At 71.9% G+C, this 20,996-nt stretch carries 15 protein-coding genes and 1 other RNA gene; 10 read left to right on the top strand and 6 right to left on the bottom strand.

Annotation, left to right across the window (positions count from 1 at the left end; genetic code table 11):
• The 5 genes from ACZ7GZ_RS05475 to ACZ7GZ_RS05455 form a co-directional block, all read right to left on the bottom strand.
• Positions 1-880, bottom strand: an 880-nt coding sequence (locus ACZ7GZ_RS05475) for a glycosyltransferase family 2 protein (RefSeq protein ID WP_471021179.1), incomplete at its 3' end; no start/stop codon positions are given.
• A 156-nt stretch (positions 881-1,036) separates the two neighbouring features.
• Complete coding sequence (locus ACZ7GZ_RS05470) at positions 1,037-1,876, bottom strand: carbohydrate ABC transporter permease (protein ID WP_471021177.1); 840 nt, start codon at positions 1,874-1,876, stop codon at positions 1,037-1,039.
• A complete protein-coding gene (locus tag ACZ7GZ_RS05465) occupies positions 1,873-3,219 on the bottom strand; it encodes a carbohydrate ABC transporter permease (protein WP_471021176.1) in 1,347 nt (448 codons plus the stop codon). Before ACZ7GZ_RS05465 ends, ACZ7GZ_RS05470 begins: the two co-directional genes overlap by 4 nt.
• Before the next feature lie 7 nt (positions 3,220-3,226).
• Positions 3,227-4,606, bottom strand: coding sequence for an ABC transporter substrate-binding protein (locus tag ACZ7GZ_RS05460; protein WP_471021175.1), 1,380 nt, complete (start codon positions 4,604-4,606; stop codon positions 3,227-3,229).
• 165 nt (positions 4,607-4,771) lie between these two features.
• Positions 4,772-8,926 (bottom strand): FtsK/SpoIIIE domain-containing protein, encoded by a 4,155-nt coding sequence (locus ACZ7GZ_RS05455; protein WP_471021174.1) that lies wholly within the window; start codon positions 8,924-8,926, stop codon positions 4,772-4,774.
• 310 nt (positions 8,927-9,236) lie between these two features.
• Here ACZ7GZ_RS05455 and ACZ7GZ_RS05450 point away from each other — a divergent pair, with 310 nt between their 5' ends.
• From ACZ7GZ_RS05450 to ACZ7GZ_RS05435, 4 genes are all read left to right on the top strand, one after another.
• Positions 9,237-10,901, top strand: coding sequence for a serine/threonine-protein kinase (locus ACZ7GZ_RS05450; protein WP_471021173.1), 1,665 nt, complete (start codon positions 9,237-9,239; stop codon positions 10,899-10,901).
• 111 nt (positions 10,902-11,012) lie between these two features.
• Positions 11,013-12,236, top strand: a complete 1,224-nt coding sequence (locus ACZ7GZ_RS05445) for a serine/threonine-protein kinase (protein WP_471021172.1) — start codon at positions 11,013-11,015, stop codon at positions 12,234-12,236.
• 112 nt (positions 12,237-12,348) lie between these two features.
• A complete protein-coding gene (gene prfB, locus ACZ7GZ_RS05440; protein ID WP_471021170.1) occupies positions 12,349-13,455 on the top strand; it encodes a peptide chain release factor 2 in 1,107 nt (368 codons plus the stop codon).
• 305 nt (positions 13,456-13,760) lie between these two features.
• Positions 13,761-14,714, top strand: a complete 954-nt coding sequence (locus ACZ7GZ_RS05435) for a hypothetical protein (RefSeq protein ID WP_471021168.1) — start codon at positions 13,761-13,763, stop codon at positions 14,712-14,714.
• 120 nt (positions 14,715-14,834) lie between these two features.
• On the opposite strand, the gene ACZ7GZ_RS05430 is transcribed toward ACZ7GZ_RS05435, so the two are convergent.
• The gene (locus ACZ7GZ_RS05430) at positions 14,835-15,026 is read right to left on the bottom strand and encodes a hypothetical protein (protein WP_369389574.1); all 192 of its coding nucleotides are present in this window, start codon (positions 15,024-15,026) and stop codon (positions 14,835-14,837) included.
• A 236-nt stretch (positions 15,027-15,262) separates the two neighbouring features.
• Between ACZ7GZ_RS05430 and ftsE the strand changes: the two genes are divergently transcribed.
• From ftsE to ACZ7GZ_RS05400, 6 genes are all read left to right on the top strand, one after another.
• A complete protein-coding gene (ftsE, locus tag ACZ7GZ_RS05425) occupies positions 15,263-15,952 on the top strand; it encodes a cell division ATP-binding protein FtsE (RefSeq protein WP_031159396.1) in 690 nt (229 codons plus the stop codon).
• A gap of 34 nt (positions 15,953-15,986) precedes the next feature.
• On the top strand, positions 15,987-16,907 hold the full coding sequence (ftsX, locus tag ACZ7GZ_RS05420; protein ID WP_471021165.1) for a permease-like cell division protein FtsX: 921 nt from the start codon (positions 15,987-15,989) through the stop codon (positions 16,905-16,907).
• 67 nt (positions 16,908-16,974) lie between these two features.
• Positions 16,975-18,147 (top strand): S41 family peptidase, encoded by a 1,173-nt coding sequence (locus tag ACZ7GZ_RS05415; RefSeq protein WP_471021164.1) that lies wholly within the window; start codon positions 16,975-16,977, stop codon positions 18,145-18,147.
• Positions 18,148-18,216: 69 nt separating this feature from the next.
• Positions 18,217-18,759 (top strand): SsrA-binding protein SmpB, encoded by a 543-nt coding sequence (gene smpB, locus ACZ7GZ_RS05410; protein WP_471021251.1) that lies wholly within the window; start codon positions 18,217-18,219, stop codon positions 18,757-18,759.
• A gap of 111 nt (positions 18,760-18,870) precedes the next feature.
• Positions 18,871-19,239, top strand: a transfer-messenger RNA (tmRNA) gene (ssrA, locus tag ACZ7GZ_RS05405).
• A 327-nt stretch (positions 19,240-19,566) separates the two neighbouring features.
• Positions 19,567-20,958: a nitrate/nitrite transporter gene (locus tag ACZ7GZ_RS05400; RefSeq protein WP_471021162.1), complete on the top strand. Its 1,392-nt coding sequence runs from the start codon at positions 19,567-19,569 to the stop codon at positions 20,956-20,958.
• The last annotated feature ends 38 nt before the right edge of the window (positions 20,959-20,996 follow it).

Genomic DNA, 20,996 nt, shown 5'->3' with positions numbered 1-20,996 from the left:
GGCGGGGGATCCGGGAGCGGGGGCATGGGAGCCCCCCCCCCCCCCCCCCCCCCCCGTCCCCCCCCCCCCCCCCCCGGCCCCGCTTGGTGAACACCGTCGCGTAGTGGTCGATCATGCGGCGGAACAACTCCGGCCGCCACCGGGTGAGTTCCGGCCGCTCCTCGACGTAGGCGAACACCCGGTCGTACTGCTCGAACAGGTCGAAGTGCTTGCGGCTGGTGGTGCCGAGGATGCTGCCCTGCCGGCGCTGCCGGTAACGCACGCACACCCGGTCGAGTGTGGCGATCGACTCCGCCGCCATCAGCACCGGGAAGGTCCAGGGGGTGTCCTCGTAGTAGCCCGGCGGGAACGCGAAGCCGTTGTCCTCGACGAACTCCCGCCGGTAGGCCTTGTTCCAGGCCACCATCAGCACCCTGAGCAGCCCCGGCCGGTCCTCCAGCCGGAACGGCGCCGGGCCCTGCTCGGTGAGCGGGGCGGTGAGCTGGTTGCGGACCGTCCGGCCGTCCCAGTACGTGCGCGCGTAGTCGTACACCAGGACGTCCGGCTCGCCCGACTCCTTGATCCGGTCGGCGATCGCGCGCAGCGCGTCCGGGGTGAGGGTGTCGTCGCTGTCCAGGAAGACCAGGTAGTCGCCGCTCGCCTCGGCCATCCCCACGTTCCGGGCGCGTCCGAGCCCCTGGTTCTCGGCCATGTGCACGGGCCGCACACGGGCGTCGCGGGCCGCGTACTCGTCGATGATCGCCCCGCAGGCGTCCGGCGAGCAGTCGTCCACGGCGATCAGTTCCAGATCGGGGTACGACTGCGAGAGCACCGAGTCCAGGCACTCGGAGAGATACGCCTGGACCTTGTACGCGGGGACAATGACACTGAACCTGGGCAAGGGACATCCAAGGGTCGTCGGTCGGCGCGGGGGTTCTGACCGGGAACGGCCGATGGAGTGAATTGGTTACGGTTCGTACGGCATGTGGGGGACATGTGGTGAACGGGGAGGGGCGGGCCGCTTAAGGCCCGCCCCCGAAGAGTGTCGCTTTTGTTACTACTTGACCGCGCCTGCCATCACCCCGGACACGAACTGCCGCTGGAACGCGAAGAACACGGCCAGCGGGATCACCATGGAGATGAACGCGCCCGGCGCCAGCACGTCGATGTTGTTGCCGAACTGCCGTACCTGCGTCTGCAGCGCCACCGTGATCGGCTGGGTGCCCGACTTGGTGAACACCAGCGCGACCAGCATGTCGTTCCACACCCACAGGAACTGGAAGATGCCGAGGCTCGCGATCGCCGGCCCGCCGAGCGGCAACACCACCCGCGCGAACAGCCTCAGTTCACCGGCGCCGTCCAGCCGGGCCGCCTCCAGCAGCTCGCGCGGGATCTCCGCGAAGAAGTTCCGCAGCAGGAACACCGCGAACGGCAGACCGAAGCCGGTGTGGAACAGGATCACCCCGAGGATCGACCCGAACAGGCCGATCCTCCCGAACAGTTCCGCGATCGGGATCAGTGCCACCTGCACCGGCACCACCAGCAGACTCACCACGCCCAGGAACCACCAGTCCCGGCCAGGGAACTCCATCCACGCGAACGCGTAGCCCGCGAGGGAGCCGACCACGACGACCAGGACCGTCGCCGGGACCGTGATCAGTACGGTGTTCAGCAGGGAGCTGGTGATGTCGCCGTTCTCCAGCAGCTTCTGGTAGCTGTCGAAGGTGAGCTGGGACGGCTTGGAGAACACCGTCCACCAGCCGCTCGCGCTCATGTCCTCGGGCGCCCGCAGCGAGGAGACGAGCAGCCCGATCGTCGGCACCAGCCAGAACAGGCCCACGACGATCAGGAACACCCGGACCACACCGCCGTTGATCTTCTGCAGCAGCCAGGTCATCGCCGCACCTCCCGCCGCAGCCGCCGGATGTTGAACGCCATCACCGGGATCACCAGCACCAGCAGCAGCACCGCGATCGCGCTCGCGACGCCCGGCTGGTTCTCCGCGAAGCCCTTGCGGTACAGCTCCAGGGCGAGCACGTTGGCGTCGTCCTGGGACGAGCCCGGCGCGATGATGTACACGAGGTCGAACACCTTCAGCACGTTGATCATCAGCGTGACGGTGACGACCGCGAGGACCGGCGCGAGCAGCGGCACGGTGACCTTGCGGAACACCTGCCACTCGGTGGCACCGTCCACCCGCGCCGCCTCCAGCAGCTCCCGGGGCACGCCCGCGAGCCCCGCCGCGATCAGCACCATCGCGAAGCCCGCCCACATCCACACGTACGCCCCGATGACCGCGGGGGTGACCAGTGCCGGGCCGAGCCACTCCACACCGTTGTACGGCTCCCGGAAGTTGCTCGCGGGAAGCCGCAGCCGCGCGCCGTCGGCGGAGGCCGGCAGTGTGAAGGTGCCGTCGCCGGCCGCCTTGGCGGAGGCGACGACCGTGCCGTCCTTCACCGCCTCGATCCGCATCCCGGCATATCCCAGCTCGGACGGGTCGGGTGCGCCGAGCCGTCCCACGCCCTTGCCGCGTGTGAAGTCCTGCCAGGTGGTGCCGGTGATCCTGCCCGGCTGCGGCCGGGCGGCGACGGCCTTCTTCGCGTTGTCCGGCATCTGGTCCGGGGCGACGCCGACGAGGGGCAGCGGCACCACCTGGCCGGTGTGGACGGTGGCCTTGGTGAGGAAGCCGCCTTGCCGGGCCACGAGCGGCGACTCGCGGCCCGGGTGCGCCTTCGGGAACGCCGACGACTGCGCGAAGGTGTCGTGGACACCCACCCACACCGCGTTCGCGACCCCCTTGTGCGGATCCTGGTCGTACACCAGCCGGAAGATGATCCCGGCCGCCAGCATCGAGATCGCCATCGGCATGAAGACGACCAGCTTGAACGCCGTCCCCCAGCGCACCCGTTCGGTCAGCACCGCGAAGACCAGACCGAGCGCCGTGGAGACCGTGGGCGCGAACACCACCCAGATCACGTTGTTCTTCAGGGCGGTGCGGATGCCGTCGTCGGTGAAGAGCGTCCTGTAGTTGTCGACGCCGGCGAAACCGTCGCCGGAGGCGGTGGAGAAGCTGCGGATGACCGAGTACCCGATCGGGTAGACCACGAGCGCGCCGAGCAGCACCAGGGCGGGCAGCAGGAACAGGGCTGCGACGGTCCTGCGGGTGCCGGTCACGCTCCTACGGCTGCGGGGGGCGGCGGGACCCGGTGAGGCTCCCGCCGCCGTTGCCGCCGACGCCATCGCCGGCTCAGCTCCCGCTTCCGTACGCGGCCGCCGCGTCCTTCTCCAGCTTCGCCTGGGCGCCCGCCACGTCCGCCGGGTTCTTCAGGAAGTCCTGCAGGTCCTTCCACTCACCCTTGCCCGGGGTGCCGCCGAAGGCCTGCGGGGCCTGGTCGGACATGTCGAAGCGGAAGTCGTCACCGGACGCGATCAGCGCCTTGGCGATCTTCTGCTGCACCGCGTTCGGGTACGCCGAGATCTCGACGTTCCTGTTCGGCGAGAGATAGCCGCCGAGCTTCGCCTGGATGGTCGCCGCCTCCGGGGAGGCGAGGAAGGTGACCAGGGCCTGGGCGGCCTTGGAGTCCTTCAGGACCACCGCCGCGTCACCACCGGAGACCACGGGCGCGGTGGAGCCGACGGCCGGGAACGGGAACACCTTCGCGTCCGTGCCCACCTTCGCCTTGGTCTCCCCGATGTTGACCTGCACGAAGTCACCCTCGTAGACCATCGCGGACTTCGGCTGGTCGCCGCCGGTGAAGGTCTGGGTGACCGAGGCCGGGAACTCCGTCTGCAGCGCGCCGTCCTGGCCGCCGGCCAGGTAGTCCTTCTTCCCCCAGACCTGTGCCAGCGTCGTCAGCGCCTGCCTGACCGAGGGATCCGTCCACTTGATCTTGTGCTGGGCGAGCTGGTCGTACTTCTCGGGGCCCGCCTGGGACAGATAGACGTTCTCGAACCAGTCCGTCAGCGGCCAGCCGTCCGCGCCCGCCACCGAGAACGGCGTGACACCGGAGTCGTACACCGCCTGCGCGGCGCCCAGCAGGTCCTTCCAGGTCTTCGGCTCCTTGGCGTTCGCGTTCTCGAAGACCTTGGCGTTGTACCAGATCAGCGACTTGTTGGCGGCCTTGTAGTAGACGCCGTACTGCTTGCCGCCGACCTTGCCGATGTCCTGCCAGCCCTGCGAGTAGTTCTTCCGCAGCTCCTTCAGGGCCTCCGGCCCGAGCGGCTTGGCCCACCCCCGCTGCACGGCCTGCTTGATGGCGCCGGGCTGCGGCAGCATCGCCACGTCCGGCGGCTGGCCACCCGCGATCTTCGAGCCGAGGAAGTTGATGATCGGGTCCTGGGCGGGCACGAAGGTGACCTTCGCGCCGGTGCGCTTCTCGAACTCGGCCAGGACCTGCTTGAAGTTCTTCTGCTCCTGGCCGGTCCAGACGGCGGCGATCTCCAGGCTGGCGCCGTTGAGCTTCGGCAGGCCGACGGCGGAGCCGGTGGCGGCGCCGGTCTGCTCCCCGCTGCCCTTCCTGTCGTGGTCACTGCTGGAGCAGGCGCTGAGGGCGAGGGCTCCCGCCAGCAGCGCGGCGAGTGTGGTGACGGTCCTGTGGGTCCGGATGGTGCTGCTCATGCTGCGCATCACTTCCCCGTTCGTCGTTCTTCGTTGAACGTCAGAACTCTGTCCGTGCGCTCCGGTGTACGCCGCGCCGCACAAGGGCGGCAAGAGCGCCTGCGCCGTCCGGCGGCTCATCGTGACCGGCTCGTGATCGGGGAGGTATGCGCATCCGCCTCCGGCCGGTTGCGGTCAGAGCAGCGAGGGCACCTGGGCCGCGGACACCTCGCGTGCCGCCCGCTGCACCGCGCTCGCCAGCAGGGCCAGGTCGGTGGGGCCGTTGCCCAGCTCCCGCACGGGCCGGCGGGCCGGCGGGTCGCCCATGCGCTGCCAGTCCAGCGGGACGACCGTGGGCCGCTGGGTCGCGGTACGCGGGATACGGCCCGTCACCCGGCCGCCCTGGAAACCGACGATCCGCCCGTCGGCGTACGCCAACCGCCCGCGTCCCGGCGCCGGTTCGTCCGGCCCCTGGTTCGGGGTGTCCAGCACGACCCGCAAGGTGGCCCTGCGCGCGGGCTCGGACTCCGCCGTACGGCCCCCCGTCCCGGCCGCCGCCACCAGGTGCACCCCCAGCCGCTCGCCGTCCCGGGCCACCGCCTCCAGCGCGCGCAGCACCGACCCGGCGGCGGGCCGGCCCGGCGAGCCGAGCGGGGGCGAGACCAGCGCGTCCAGGTCGTCGACGACGACCACGAGCCGCGGCAGCGGCGGTGCGGCCTCGGCCTGCTGCCGCGCGGCAGCGCCCGGCCGCAGCCGCAGGGTGGAGCTGGGCGGCGCCTCTATGTCACCGTTCGGGGGCGTGCGCTGCGCCACGATCCGGCCCGACACCGCACGGCCCGTGTGCCACTGCGCGAAGTCGGTCCGGCCCAGCAGCTCCGCCCGCCGCTTCAGCTCGGCGGTCAGCGACTGGGCGAACTCCCGCATCCGCACGGGGTCGTTGGCGATGAGGTGCGTGGTGACATGCGGTATGTCGGTGCACACCCGCAGCCCCTCACCCCGCCCTGCGCCCGCCCCGACCCCGTCCCGCCCGTCGATCAGCACCACGCTCAGCCGGTCCGGCCGCTCGGCGGCGGCCAGCGAGGCCACCGCGGCCCGCAGCGTTTCCGTGCGACCGCTGCCGGCCGGTCCCTCGACCAGCAGATGCGGCCCGTCGGCGACGAGGTCGACGGTGACCGGCCCGCGCGTCCCGGCACCCAGCACGGCTCGCGCCCGTCCGCCCAGCGCCTGGGTGTCGTCGGCCGCGTCGGCCCAGCGCGCCATCAGTGACGCCGGAGTGGCCCGGGCCAGCCCCAGCTCGTCCAGCAGCCGCGCCGACTGCGGCAGCGGCGTGGCCACGCGGGTGTCCCGCTCGCCGGCCGGGCCGCCGTCCGGCCGCAGCGGTGCCAGCGCCCGCGCGAACCGCTCCGCCCAGGCGGGGGAGACGGCGTCGACGACGGCCGGCGAGCCCGGTCCGACGGGCCCGCTCGGCGCCACCCGCATCAGCTGCAGCGCCGTGGCGACATCACCGCTGAGCAGTGCCACGGCACCGCAGTGCCGGAACGTCGGCGTCACCGCGCACGCGGCCTCGTACGTCAGCGTCACGGGGGAGGCGGGCGAGGCGGGGTCGGTCTCCGCGAGACACACCACATGGATCCCGGCCCGCGGCCCGGCCACGGCCAGCCGCGCCACGGCCTCCCGCAGCGCGGCCCCTCCGGGGTCTCCGTCCACGACGACGACGGTGTACGGCCCGGGGAACCCGCTGATCCCGCCGACCTCCCCGTCGCCCTTGGCCCAGGACGGGCGACGGGCGCCGTCGGTGGCGGTGGCGGTTCCGGTGGGGGGCGCGGAGTGGTGGGAGGCGGGAGTGGCGGGGCCGTGGCCGGGGGTGGAGTCGGCCCGGGGGCCGGGGTGGCCCGGGGCGGGGGACGGGGCGCCCGGGGACGTGGAGGCGGGCGTGGGGTTGCCGGGGTGCCCGGGGATGCTCGCCTGGGCGGGGTCGCCGGGGGCTGCGGAGCGGTGGGCGGTGGTGCCGGGGGCGTGGGAAAGGGGCCCCGGGGCCGGGGTTCCCGGGTGGCCGGGGGCGGCTTCGGGGAGCGGGCCGCCGAAGGGGCGGGCTGTGCCGCCGGGGCCGCCGGAGGCGAGCCCCTGGGCGGGGGCGGCCGGCGTACCGGGGTGTGCGGCGGCGGTGTCCGGGCGGCCGGGAACGGGCTGGTGCGGGTGGCTGCCCTGGGCCGGCGTGCTGCCGGGGCCGGCCGCTGGGACGGCACCCGTACCGGGTCCGGGCCCGGACGCGCCGGACGGGTCGCCGTGTGCGGTGTTGCCGGTGGTGCCGCGGGCGTCGGTGGCCGGGGGCTGGGCGCCCGTGGTGGGGGTGTGGGGGTGGGTGTTCCGGGCGGCGGCAGCCGGGCCGGGGGCGGACGCGCCGGACGGGTCGCCGTGTGCGGCGTTGCCGCGGGCGTCGGTGGCCGGGGGGTGGGCGCCGAGGGTCTGCGGGTGGGTGCCCAGCATGGGGGCGTGGGTGTTCTGGGCGGCGGCAGCCGGGCGGGGGCCGGGCGTGGCCGGGCCGACGGGCTCGTCGGGGGTGAGGGTGCCCGGCGCCGCGCCGGGGGCCGGGACGCGGGCGGAAGCGGAAGCGGGGTGGGCCGCGCTCCTGCCGGTCGCCGCGTGGTCCTCCACCCGGCGCAGCAGTTCCTCCGCGCGGGCCGCCGCCTGTTCGCGGTCGTAGGCGAGCAGCAGCCGGCAGTCCTGGCCGTGGCCCGGCCGGACGTGCGGGAGCCAGCCCAGCCAGGACCACTCGGCCGTGCGCTCCTCCACGGGACGGGCCCGGTCGGCGCTGATCAGCACGATCTCCAGCAGGTCGGGGGAGTGCAGCGCGGCCAGCTGCGCCAGCACCGCGCGGGCCAGCCCGGACAGCCGGGGCCGCGGTCCGGCCAGGCCCAGCGCGCCCGCCTCGCGCAGCGCCGCCGTCACGGGCACCGCGGGCAGCAGCCCGGAGCCGTCCGGCGCGCTGCGGTCGGCCGTGCCGAGCCGCACGGTCAGCGCCTCCGCGTGGTCCGGCCCGCGCTCCCACAGCCGGGGCCCGGGGCCGAGCGCCGTCAGCAGCAGCGCGGCGGGATCCGGCCAGGCCTCCGGCTGCTGCGGTGCGGGATCCGCCGGGACGGCGTCGGCGCGGAGGGCGGTGCCGTCGTATGTCTCGTGGCCGGCGGGCTGCTCCCCACGGCCGCCGGCCAGCTTGCGCGCCCAGGCACCGAGCCCGCGCCGCCGACCGCCCTGGGGGACGCCGGCGCCCCTGGCAGGGGCGCCTCCACGGCCCTGCGCGCGCGGGTCCTCGACGGGTCCCGCGTCACGGCCGCCGGGTCCGCGTCCCGCCGCACCGGCGTACGGCTCTCCGGCCGCCGGGCTCGGTCCGCCGGCACCGAAACGGCCGGCGTGCGTGTCCCCGCCGCTGCGGTTCTCGATCCCCGGCGCCCCGCCCTGCCCCGGCACCACCCCCGACTCCCGCCGCCGATGCTCCAGCCCCCCGCCGCCGGAGGCGCCCCACCCGGCGGAGCCGTAACCGTGCTGAGCCGGCCCGACGGGCCCGCCGGACGCCCCGGCCCCGCCCGCGGTCGCCGACGGTGCTTGTGCCCCACCGGGGCCCCCCGCCCCCGGCGACGCAACCCGCAACGGCGGTGCGGGCGGGAACCCGGACCCCGACGCACCCGGCAACGTGTCTTGCACGACCCGGACGCACCCCTCCCCGTCCGGTACGACCGGGACGCCGGCTCCCCCGGACGGAGCAACCCGCAGCGCCGACTCCCCGATCCGCAGCAGGCCCCCGGCGGGGAACCGCACCGGATGCGAGTCCACCCGCGCCCCGTCCAGCGCCGTACCGTTCGTGGAGCCGAGGTCGGCGACCGAGACGCGTCCGTCCGCGCCGACGGTGACCGCGCAGTGCAGCCGGGACACGTCGGGGTCGTCCAGCGGTACGTCCGCGTCGGCCGAGCGGCCCACGGTGATCCGGCCGCCGTGCAGCAGATGGACCCCGCCCGCGTCGGGGCCGGCGACGACATGCAGCTGGGTCGGCGCGTCGGCCGGCTCCGGATGCGGTTCGGCGACCGCCGGGGCGCCCAGGGACAGCACGGCGCCGTCGACCAGCGGAGGCTCGCCGAGGATGCGGCGGCGCGGGTCGAGCCGCTCCGTACCGGCGTACAGCACGACGGCGGCGTTGGAGGCGTCGCGGCTCTCCCCGGTGACCGCGCCGGCCAGCGCCGAGGCGACCGCGGCCAGGTCCGTGCCCGTGGGCGCCGTGACCAGCACGTCGCGGCTCGCGGCGCGGCCCCGCTGCGGGGCCGCGCCCAGCGGGTCTACGACGGTCAGCCGGATCTGCATCCCCACCCCACACGAGCACGTCGGCCAGTACTGGAAGGCATCCTCGCACCTGCCACTGACAGCCCGCCCGGCACCCGGTAACAAGTGATCTTGAATGGTCGGCTCTGCCCTCAAAAGTGCCTGACCATGAGGGTGCGGGCGATCACTTGAGATCGGTCACGTCCGTTTCCGGCAACCGGTGGACCGGGACATGCGTCTTTCCGTCGAGCCCCTGGCGCCCCCAAGGGCGGCACTACAGTGGGTCGGACAACCGGAATGACAACCGGAATGCAGGCAAGCAAGCATCAGCAAGCAGCAGGGAGCGCGTGACGTGCGGCCAGTCGGCAGCAAGTACCTGCTTGAGGAGCCGCTCGGACGCGGCGCCACAGGCACCGTCTGGCGTGCCCGCCAGCGCGAGACCGCGGGCGCCGAGGCGGCCGTGCCAGGGCAGCCCGGCGAGACGGTCGCGATCAAGGTCCTCAAGGAGGAGCTGGCGAGCGATCCGGACATCGTGATGCGCTTCCTGCGTGAGCGCTCCGTCCTGCTCCGCCTCACCCACCCGAACGTCGTCCGGGTCCGTGACCTGGTCGTCGAGGGCGATCTGCTGGCGCTGGTCATGGACCTCGTCGACGGCCCCGACCTGCACCGCTACCTGCGCGAGAACGGCGCCCTCACACCGGTCGCCGCCGCTCTGATGACCGCGCAGATCGCCGACGCGCTCGCCGCGAGCCACGCCGACGGCGTCGTCCACCGCGACCTGAAGCCCGCCAACGTCCTGCTGATGCAGCACGAGGGCCAGATGCACCCGATGCTGACCGACTTCGGCATCGCCCGCCTCGCCGACTCCCCGGGCCTGACCCGCACCCAGGAATTCGTCGGCACGCCCGCGTACGTCGCACCGGAGTCCGCCGAGGGCCGCCCGCAGACCTCCGCCGTGGACGTCTACGGCGCCGGCATCCTGCTGTACGAGCTGGTCACCGGGCGCCCGCCGTTCTCCGGCGGCACCGCCCTGGAGGTCCTGCACCAGCACCTGAGCGCCGAGCCGCGACGCCCCTCCACCGTCCCCGACCCGCTGTGGACGGTCATAGAGCGCTGCCTGCGCAAGAACCCCGACGACCGGCCGAGCGCCGAGAACCTCGCGCGCGGCCTCAGGGTCGTCGCCGAGGGCATCGGTGTGCACGCGAACGCCGCGCAGATCGCCGCGGCCGAGGGCGTGGGCGCGCTGCTGGCCCCCGACCCGGCCCCGACCGCCGTCCCCGGCGCCGCCGACCCCACCCAGGTGCTGCCGCACACCGGCCCCGCGGGCGCGTACGACCCGAACGGGGCGACCAGCGTGCTGCCGCACACCGGCGGCCCCGCCGGCGCCGCCGACCCCACCGCCGTGCTGCCGAACACCGGCGCGGCGGACCCGACGGCGCTGCTGCCGAACACCGGCCCGCAGGGGCAGCAGCCCGAGCAGCCGCACCCCTGGCAGAGCCAGCTGCGCGCCGCCCGCGACCGCAACGAGCAGACGCAGATCCAGTACCTGGCCCCGGAGGACGACCCGCTGCGCCACCGGCCCCAGCGGCAGGTCGCCCGGCCCCAGCAGCAGCCGCGCCCGGCCCCGCAGGGCCGCCCGCAGCAGCCGCAGCAGCGCGGCCGGCAGCAGGGGTACCAGCAGGGGTACGCGCCCCAGCAGCCCCAGCAGTACGCGCCGCCGCAGCAGCCGCAGCGGTACGCGCCGCCCGCGCCGGAGCCGCAGCGGCCCGCGCGCGAGCCCCGCGCGCCGCGGCAGCGCAGTGCCAACCCGATGAAGATTCCCGGGCTCGGCTGCCTGAAGGGCTGCCTGTTCACGATCGTCATCCTGGTCGTGGCGAGCTGGCTGATCTACGAGCTGACCCCGCTGCACACATGGGTCGGTCAGGGCAGGAGCTACTGGCACGAGGTGACCCACTGGGTCGGCCAGGCGAGCCGCTGGGTCAAGGACCTGGGCGGTTCGTCCGGCAGCGGCAACTGATCACCGGCTTGTGGATTTGTCGACATCTGACGGGTGATTTCCGTCTCCGCGGTGAAGGTTGGCTCATCGGACGCGTAGTTTTAACGACAACACGCGTCTGTAGGAGCAGTCTTGGCACGGAAGATCGGCAGCCGGTACACCGCGAACCAGATCCTGGGGCGGGGCAGCGCCGGCACGGTGTGGCTGGGCGAGGGGCCGGAGGGCCCCGTCGCCGTCAAGCTGCTGCGTGAGGACCTCGCCTCCGACCAGGAGCTCGTCGGACGCTTCGTCCACGAGCGCACCGCGCTGCTGGGTCTGGAGCACCCGCACATTGTCACCGTGCGCGACCTGGTGGTCGACGGCAACGACCTGGCCCTGGTCATGGACCTCGTGCGCGGCACCGACCTGCGCACCCGCCTGGAGCGCGAGCGACGGCTCGCCCCCGAGGCGGCCGTGGCGATCGTCGTCGACATCGCCGACGCGCTGGCGGCGGCCCACGCGGCCGGGGTCGTGCACCGGGACGTGAAGCCCGAGAACGTCCTGCTGGACATGCAGGGCCCGCTCGGCCCGGGTGGCGCCCACCCGGCGCTGCTCACCGACTTCGGCGTCGCCAAGCTGATCGACTCGCCGAAGCGGACCCGCGCCACGAAGATCATCGGTACGCCGGACTACCTGGCCCCGGAGATCGTCGAGGGCCTGCCGCCGCGCGCGGCCGTGGACATCTACGCCCTCGCGACCGTCCTGTACGAGCTGCTGGCCGGGTTCACCCCCTTCGGCGGCGGTCACCCCGGCGCGGTGCTGCGACGCCACGTCACCGAGACCGTCGTACCGCTGCCCGGGATCCCCGAAGAGCTGTGGCAGCTGATCGTGCAGTGCCTGGCCAAGGCGCCCGCGTCCCGGCTGCGCGCCTCGGAGCTGGCGGCGCGGCTGCGCGAGCAGCTGCCCACGCTGGCGGGGATGCCGCCGCTGGACGTGGACGAGCCGGACCTCTCCGAGGAGGCCGCCGAGGAGCCCCTGCCGTCGGCTCCGCCGGGCGAGCCGGCACGGCGGCGGGGGGCCGTGTCCCTCGTCCCCGGGGCCAAGCCGGACTCCAACCGGGACACGCACACGTCGATGAGGGTGCCGGCGCCGGACGAGCTGGCGGGGGGCGCGCACGGTACGGCTCGCGCTCCTCGCGCGTCCGGTACGCCCAGGCCGGGCTCGGCCCGCCACCGTGCCACGGTACGACGGCGCAGGGTGACGCTGGGGGTGGCCGGCGTGGCCTTGGCCGCTGTCGTGGGCGTCGGCGCGTGGCTGGCGTCCGGCGACGGGGACTCGGACGCGCCGCGGAACACCCACAGCACGTCGGCCCCCTGACCCGCCCGGCCCGGGGAGCTCCACCCCCTGAACGGCGGGTGCGGCGCCGGGCACCCCGTCGGCTGGAACACACCCGACCCCCGGCGCTCGGCGGAGCCGTTACGCTGGATGCGTGGCAGTCGTCGATGTATCCGAAGAGCTGAAGTCCCTCTCCTCGACCATGGAGTCGATCGAGGCCGTCCTGGACCTCGACAGGCTGAGGGCAGACATCGCCGTGCTCGAGGAGCAGGCGGCCGCGCCGTCCCTCTGGGACAACCCGGACGAGGCGCAGAAGATCACCAGCAAGCTCTCCCACCTCCAGGCCGAGGTCAGGAAGGCGGAGGCGCTGCGCGGCCGGATCGACGATCTCGCCGTCCTCTTCGAGATGGCCGAGGAGGAGGACGACCCGGACACCCGCGCCGAGGCCGAGTCCGAGCTGGCCGCGGTGAAGAAGTCGCTGGACGAGATGGAGGTCCGCACCCTCCTGTCCGGCGAGTACGACGCCCGTGAGGCGCTCGTCAACATCCGCGCCGAGGCCGGTGGCGTCGACGCCGCCGACTTCGCCGAGAAGCTGCAGCGCATGTACCTGCGCTGGGCCGAGCAGCGCGGCTACAAGACCGAGCTCATCGAGACGTCGTACGCCGAAGAGGCCGGCATCAAGTCGACCACCTTCTCCGTGCAGGCGCCCTACGCCTACGGCACCCTCTCCGTCGAGCAGGGCACGCACCGCCTGGTGCGCATCTCGCCCTTCGACAACCAGGGCCGCCGCCAGACCTCCTTCGCGGGTGTCGAGGTGCTGCCCGTCGTCGAGCAGTCCGACCACGTCGAGATCGACGAGAGCGAGCTCCGGATCGACGTGTACCGCTCCTCCGGGCCCGGCGGCCAGGGCGTGAACACCACCGACTCGGCGGTGCGCATCACCCACCTCCCCACCGGCATCGTCGTCTCGTGTCAGAACGAGCGCTCGCAGATCCAGAACAAGGCCACGGCGATGAACGTCCTCCAGGCCAAGCTGCTGGAGCGCCGCCGGCAGGAGGAGCAGGCCAAGATGGACGCCCTCAAGGGCGACGGCGGCAACTCCTGGGGCAACCAGATGCGGTCGTACGTGCTGCACCCGTACCAGATGGTCAAGGACCTGCGGACCGAGTTCGAAGTCGGCAACCCCGAGGCCGTGTTCAACGGTGAGATCGACGGCTTCCTGGAGGCCGGTATTCGCTGGCGCAAGCAGCAGGAGAAGTAGGTTTGTCGACAAGGCAACCGGCCTGACAACTGCCGCCCGAGAGGCGGCAGTTGTCTTTTGTCTGGGTTTTACATCACACTCACAGGTTTCAACTCGCCTCAAACGTCACCCCAACGGACATCACGCCCGCAACGCCCTTGACGTTGCATTGAAAAATCGGAAGGGTGAGGCGCGGCATGCGTACCGCTGGGGCGCATGTGAACCGGGGGATTGAGACGCGTACTTCGTCGCCAGCTGCCTCCGTCGATCACGGCACGCCCCACGCGCCGCCTCATTGACGAACAGCTACTGGGGGTAGCAACCACATGACGAAGAAGACGCGGATCCGGGTCGCGCGGATAGCCGCGGGCGCCGTGATCGCGGCCGGTGCGTCCCTGACCGCAGCCGGTGCGGCGTCCGCCCTGGACCTCGACGTCCAGGCGGGCCCGATCAGCCTGGGTGCCCACACGAACACCGGGGGTGACGACGGCGGTACCGACGGTGGCACCACCGACGGCGGCTGCCCGATCGCCGTCTGCACCACGGACGGTGGGACGACCGACGGCGGGACCACGGACGGCGGCACGACCGACGGTGGGACGACCGACGGCGGGACCACGGACGGTGGGACGACCGACGGCGGCACCGTCACCATTGGCGGGACCACGGACGGTGGCACGACCGACGGTGGGACCACGGACGGTGGGACGACCGACGGTGGGACCACTAACGGTGGGACGACCGACGGTGGGACCACTAACGGTGGGACGACCGACGGTGGGACCACTAACGGTGGGACGACCGACGGTGGGACCACTAACGGTGGGACGACCGACGGCGGCACCACGGACGGTGGGACCACTAACGGGACCACTAACGGTGGGACGACCGACGGCGGGACCACGGACGGTGGCACGACGAACGGCGGCACCACGAACGGTGGCACGACCGGCGGCTCCGGCACCTCCGGCGGCGGCAGCACGGGTGGCCACGGCACCGGTGGCGGCTCCAGCACCGGTGGCGGCTCCAGCACCGGCGGCAACCACGACACCCCGCAAGGCGGCAACAACAACGCCTCGCAGGAGGAGGGCTCCTCGGAGCTCACCGACACCGGCTCCGACACCCAGGCCCAGGGCAAGGGCAGCGGCAAGCAGCTCGCCGAGACCGGTGCCGGCCAGACCGCGTTCCTGGTCATCGGCGCCGCGACGATGATCGCCGGTGGCGTCGGCTTCCGCGTCCTGCCGCGTCTGGCGAACGGCCGCGGCGGCGCTGCGGCCTGACCGTAACCCCACGGTCACGCTGCGCGCGCATCGCGCATGCCGAAGGGCCCGGAGCTCGGCGCTCCGGGCCCTGACGCGTTTCTCAGGGTTTTCTCACCCGGTGATTCCGACCGCGCTCGGTCACGCGGTCTGGTGCGCCAGCAGCGCCACCGCGGCGATCAGCACCGCCAGCAGCGCGATCAGCGCCATCGGGTTCACCCCGCCCAGAAAACCCTCTTGCTGCAGTCGCTCGCGGTTGACACGGCACACCGGGCACCGGCCCTCGCTCACGGGCGCCGCGCAGTTCGCGCACACCAACCGGTCGTACGTCATGCGCTCGCCCTCCTTGCACCGGCCATCGCTCGTACAACGCTCACGGGAACCAGAACGTTCCCCCTCCACTGTGCCAGGTTCGCGGAGTGCGTGCGCGGGGCCTGGGAGAGCCGGGCAAGGGCAGGGTCCGGTACAAAACCGCACAAGCCTTACCCAACCTCGTCCTGCGACTGCACTTGCACACCCGGTTCGCGTATGGTCACGCTCATCTACCCCCGGCGACCCGTGGTGCATCCGTGATCCGATTCGACAACGTCTCCAAGGTCTACCCCAAGCAGACCCGCCCCGCACTCAGGGATGTCTCCCTGGAGGTGGAGAAGGGCGAGTTCGTGTTCCTCGTGGGGTCCTCCGGCTCCGGAAAGTCCACCTTCCTGCGGCTCGTCCTCCGCGAGGAGCGGTGCAGCCACGGCCAGGTGCACGTCCTGGGCAAGGACCTCGCGCGCCTCTCCAACTGGAAGGTGCCGCAGATGCGCCGCCAGCTGGGGACGGTGTTCCAGGACTTCCGGCTCCTGCCGAACAAGACCGTCGCCGAGAACGTGGCCTTCGCCCAGGAGGTCATCGGCAAGTCCCGCGGCGAGATCCGCAAGTCCGTGCCGCAGGTGCTCGATCTCGTCGGGCTCGGCGGCAAGGAGGACCGGATGCCGGGCGAGCTGTCCGGTGGTGAGCAGCAGCGCGTGGCCATCGCGCGGGCCTTCGTCAACCGGCCCAAGCTGCTGATCGCCGACGAGCCCACCGGCAACCTCGACCCGCAGACCTCCGTCGGCATCATGAAGCTGCTCGACCGCATCAACCGGACGGGCACCACGGTCATCATGGCGACACACGATCAGAACATCGTGGACCAGATGCGCAAGCGCGTCATCGAGCTGGAGAAGGGCCGCCTCGTCCGCGACCAGGCCCGCGGCGTCTACGGCTACCAGCACTAAGCAAGTTCACGACGGAAAGGCTCGACCAGACGCCATGCGCGCCCAGTTCGTCCTGTCGGAGATCGGTGTCGGTCTCCGCCGCAATCTGACGATGACCTTCGCCGTCATCGTCTCCGTCGCCCTGTCCCTGGCCCTCTTCGGCGGCTCGCTGCTGATGAGCGACCAGGTGAGCACCATGAAGGGCTACTGGTACGACAAGGTCAACGTCTCGATCTTCCTGTGCAACAAGCACGACGCCGAATCGGACGTCAACTGCGCCAAGGGCGCGGTCACGGAGGACCAGAAGAAGCAGATCCTCGGTGACCTGGACAAGATGACGTCGGTCGTCGAGAAGGTCTCCTACGAGTCGCAGGACCAGGCCTACAAGCACTACAAGGAGCAGTTCGGCAACTCCCCGCTGGCCGGTTCGCTCACGCCGGACCAGATGCAGGAGTCGTACCGGATCAAGCTCAAGGACCCGCAGAAGTACCAGGTCATCGCGTCGGCCTTCAACGGACGCGCCGGTGTGCAGTCCGTGCAGGACCAGAAGGGGATCCTGGACAACCTCTTCCAGCTGCTGAACCTGATGAACCGGGGCGCGCTCGGCGTGATGGCGATGATGCTGATCGTCGCGCTGCTGCTGATCGTCAACACCGTGCGTGTCTCGGCGTTCAGCCGCCGGCGTGAGACCGGGATCATGCGGCTGGTCGGTGCCTCGGGCTTCTACATCCAGGCGCCGTTCATCGCCGAGGCTGCGGTCGCCGGACTCATCGGCGGCGGACTCGCCTGTGTGGCCCTGGTGGTCGGCCGGTACTTCACCATCGACCACGGCATGGCCCTGTCCCACAAGCTGCAGCTCATCAACTTCGTCGGCTGGGACGCGGTATTGGCCAAGCTGCCGCTGATCCTCGCCACGAGCGTGGTGATGCCGTCGCTGGCGGCGTTCTTCGCACTGCGCAAGTACCTGAAGGTGTGACGCATGCCAAGAGGACCGTACGGGCATCCGGCCGTACGGTCCTTCGCGTTGTCCTAGACTCACCGCCATGTCAGGCCGTGACCTGTTCTGTGAGCCCCGTCGCATCCGCCGCGGGGCCGCCCTGACATTGGTCTTCGCCGGCGTCCTGGTCGCCGGCGCCGCCACCGGCTCCTTCCCGGAGACCGGTACCTCCGCGCGCAAGCCCGCCTCAGGGCCCGTCCCCTCGGCCACCCGGCAGGAGGACGTGCAGAAGGCCGCGGCCGAGGCGATGGCCGACGGCAAGTCCCCGATGGAGGCCGCCGAGCGGGCCGTCAGCCGCAGCGGGGACCGCTGGGGAGCCGTCTACTCCGAAGGCGAGTACCAGGAGTTCCAGGACGCCCTGGACGGCCGTTACACCGGCGTCGGACTGTGGGCGCGCGGCGGCCGGGGCGGCCGGATCGAGGTGACCAGGGTGCAGCCCGGCTCGCCCGCCGCCGAGGCGGGGATCCGCACGGGCGACCGGCTGCGCAGCGTCGACGGCCGCAAGGTCGACGGCCGGCCGGTCACCGAGGTCGTCTCGCTGCTGCGCGGCGACGCCGACGACGCGGCCGCCGGTACGACCGTCACCCTGGGCCTGGAACGCGGCACGCGCGCGTGGACCGAGAAACTGCGCCGGGCCAGCCTGTCCACCCACTCCGTGACGGTGAGCAGGCTGCCCGGCGGGGTCACCGTCATCAAGATCGCCGCGTTCACCAAGGGCACCGGGGACGCCGTCCACGCCGCGGTACGGCAGGTCGCGGCCGACGGCGGGATCGTCCTCGACCTGCGCGGCAACTCCGGCGGCCTGGTCACCGAGGCGGTGGAGACCTCCTCCGCCTTCCTCGACGGCGGCCTGGTCGCCACCTACGACGTCGACGGCGCCCAGCGCTCCCTGCACGCCGAGCCGGGCGGCGACACCGCCCGGCCGCTGGTCACCCTGGTCGACGGCGGCACGATGAGCGCGGCCGAGCTGCTCACCGGGGCCCTGCAGGACCGGGGCCGCGCGGTGGTGATCGGCTCGCGCACCTTCGGCAAGGGCTCCATCCAGATGCCGACGAAGCTCCCCGACGGCTCGGTGGCCGAGCTGACCGTCGGCCACTACCGCACCCCCTCCGGCCACACCGTCGACGGCCGGGGCATCACCCCGGACCTGGAGGCGGGGCCGGCCCAGTCCCTGCCGCGCGCGGAGACGGTCCTCACGGGCCTGGGCAACCCGTCGTAGCCTCGTGTTAATCGGCTGTACGCATGCCCCCTCCGTGGTGCGAAAATGGTCGGCACTATGAGCAAGGGAATGTACGTACCGAAGGAGTCCCAGCCCAAGCAGGGCGGCGGGGCCGCGAAGGCCAGGGACGGCGAGAAGGGCGGCAAGCGCAAGATCGTCGCCCAGAACAAGAAGGCCCGGCACGACTACGCGATCATCGACACCTACGAGGCCGGGCTCGTGCTCACCGGCACCGAGGTCAAGTCGCTGCGCGAGGGGCGGACCTCGCTGACCGACGGCTTCGTCCAGATCGACCGGGGTGAGGCGTGGCTGCACAACGCCCACGTCCCCGAGTACCACCAGGGCAGCTGGACCAACCACTCCGCGCGCCGCAAGCGCAAGCTGCTCCTGCACCGCGAGGAGATCGACAAGCTGGAGTCGAAGTCCCAGGAGACGGGTCACACGATCGTGCCCCTCGCCATCTACTTCAAGGACGGCCGGGCGAAGGCCGAGATCGCTCTCGCACGGGGCAAGAAGGAGTACGACAAGCGGCAGACGCTGCGGGAGAAGCAGGACCGGCGGGAGTCGGACCGGGCGATCGCGGCGGCGAAGCGCAGGCAGCGCGGCGTCTAGCCGGCCGGCCGCCGGGGAATAGGCTGGCATCGTCGTGCGTTGGTCACGTACGATGGCAGTGCACTCCACGGAGAGTGCGAGCCCTCCACGGAGGGGTTGAAAAATCAACATGGGGATGATCGGTTTCGACAGCGGCTGTCGAAGCAGGGGAAGCGTGTCGAGGAAGCGGCAATGATCTCGTAAACCATATGTCGCAAAAAATAATCGCCAACACCAAGCGCGATTCCTTCGCCCTCGCTGCCTAAGTAGCGACTTGCGAAGTGTCAGCCCGGGGCTGTTCCCGACCCGGATCCTGGCATCAGCTAGGGAACTAAACCTTGATCCCGGTCACGGGGTGAAGAGGGAAACCAAACAGTGACTGAGCCCGTCGGAGACTTGTCCGCGTGATCTCCGGGGCTGAGAAAAGCGAAGCGGACTGCACACGGAGAAGCCCTGATTCCGCACCGTTGGACGCGGGTTCGATTCCCGCCATCTCCACCATGCCCCTCCGGGGGCGCACCCCATGTGCAACAGGCCCCGTCGCTTCGAGCGACGGGGCTTTTTGTTTCTCCGGTTCGATGCTCGCTGCGGCGGGCCGGAGGGGTGGCTGCGGCGGCCCGCCGGGGGACGGATGCCGGCCGACGATGTGGAGGCCATGCGCGCGGCGGGACGGACCCTCACCGGGCACAGGGGCGGTGAGTGAGAGCAAAGTTCCCTCGCGGTCACTCACAGGCACAGGCAGGAAACGCGCCCTCCCTACCTTCGGGCTGAGCCAGTCGATGGCAGGTCGACGGCAGACCGAGCAGCCGTAGCCCCCGTGGAGGCGCGATGACAGCCCCAGCCCCAACACCAGCCCCCTCAGCCCCAACCCGTCGCAGTGGCCGCTGGATCGAGCGCTGGGACCCGGAGGACGAGGGTTTCTGGGAGGCGACCGGGGAGCGGATCGCCAACCGGAACCTCTGGTTCTCCGTCCTCTCCGAGCACATCGGCTTCTCGGTCTGGACCCTGTGGTCCGTCCTCGTCCTCTTCATGGGCCCCGAGTACGGTCTGACCCCCGCCGACAAGTTCCTGCTGACCTCGATGGTCACGCTCGTCGGCGCCGTCGTCCGCGTGCCCTACACCTTCGCCGTGGCCGTCTTCGGCGGCCGCAACTGGACGATCGTCTCGGCGAGCCTGCTGCTCATCCCGACCGTGGCCGCCTTCGCGGTGATGGAGCCGGGGACGTCCTTCACCACCTTCCTCCTCGTCGGCCTGCTGGCCGGCATCGGCGGCGGCAACTTCGCCTCCTCCATGACCAACATCAACGCCTTCTTCCCGCTGAAGAAGAAGGGCTGGGCACTCGGCCTCAACGCGGGCGGCGGCAACATCGGCGTGCCGGTCATCCAGCTCGCCGCCCTCGCCGTGATCGGCGCGAGCGGCGGTCCGCGCGTGCTGCTGGGCATCTACATCCCGCTGATCGTCGTGGCCGCCGTGTGCGCCGCCTCCTTCATGGACAACCTGGCGACGGTCAAGAACGACACCGGCGCGGCCAAGGACGCCGCGAAGGACGCCCACACCTGGATCATGGCCTTCCTCTACGTCGGCACCTTCGGCTCCTTCATCGGCTACAGCTTCGCCTTCGGCCAGGTCCTGACGATCCAGTTCGGCCGCACCCCGCTCCAGGCGGCCTACCTCACCTTCATCGGCCCGCTGCTCGGCTCCCTGATCCGCCCCCTCGGCGGCCGGCTCGCCGACCGTTACGGCGGCGCCCGCATCACCCTGTGGAACTACGTCGGCATGGCCACCGCGACCGCCGTCCTGATCGTCGCGAGCACCCGGAAGTCACTGCCGCTGTTCGTGTCCGTCTTCGTCGTCCTGTTCGTGCTGAGCGGCCTCGGCAACGGCTCGACGTACAAGATGATCCCCGGCATCTTCCAGGCAAAGGCCCTGGCCAAGGGGCTGGAAGGGGAGGCCGCCGCGGCCCACGGCCGGCGCCTGTCCGGCGCCTCCATGGGCCTCATCGGCGCGGTCGGCGCGCTCGGCGGAGTCGGCATCAACCTCGCCTTCCGCCAGTCCTTCCTGTCCTACGGTTCCGGCACCGGCGCGTTCGTCGCCTTCCTCGCCTTCTACGGCGCCTGCTTCGCGGTGACGTGGGCCGTATACCTTCGCCGCCCGGCCGGGCAGGCTGTGACGGAGACGACGGCGGACACAAAGCCGCAGCTCAGCTACGTGGAAGTGTGAAGTAACACCGGTGACATCAAGCCGAACCGAGCCTGTCA

The sequence above is a fragment of the Streptomyces sp. NPDC037288 genome, from assembly GCF_055603265.1.
The sequence above is the reverse complement of the archived record's forward strand: the minus strand, read 5'-3'. Positions and strand labels throughout refer to the sequence as shown.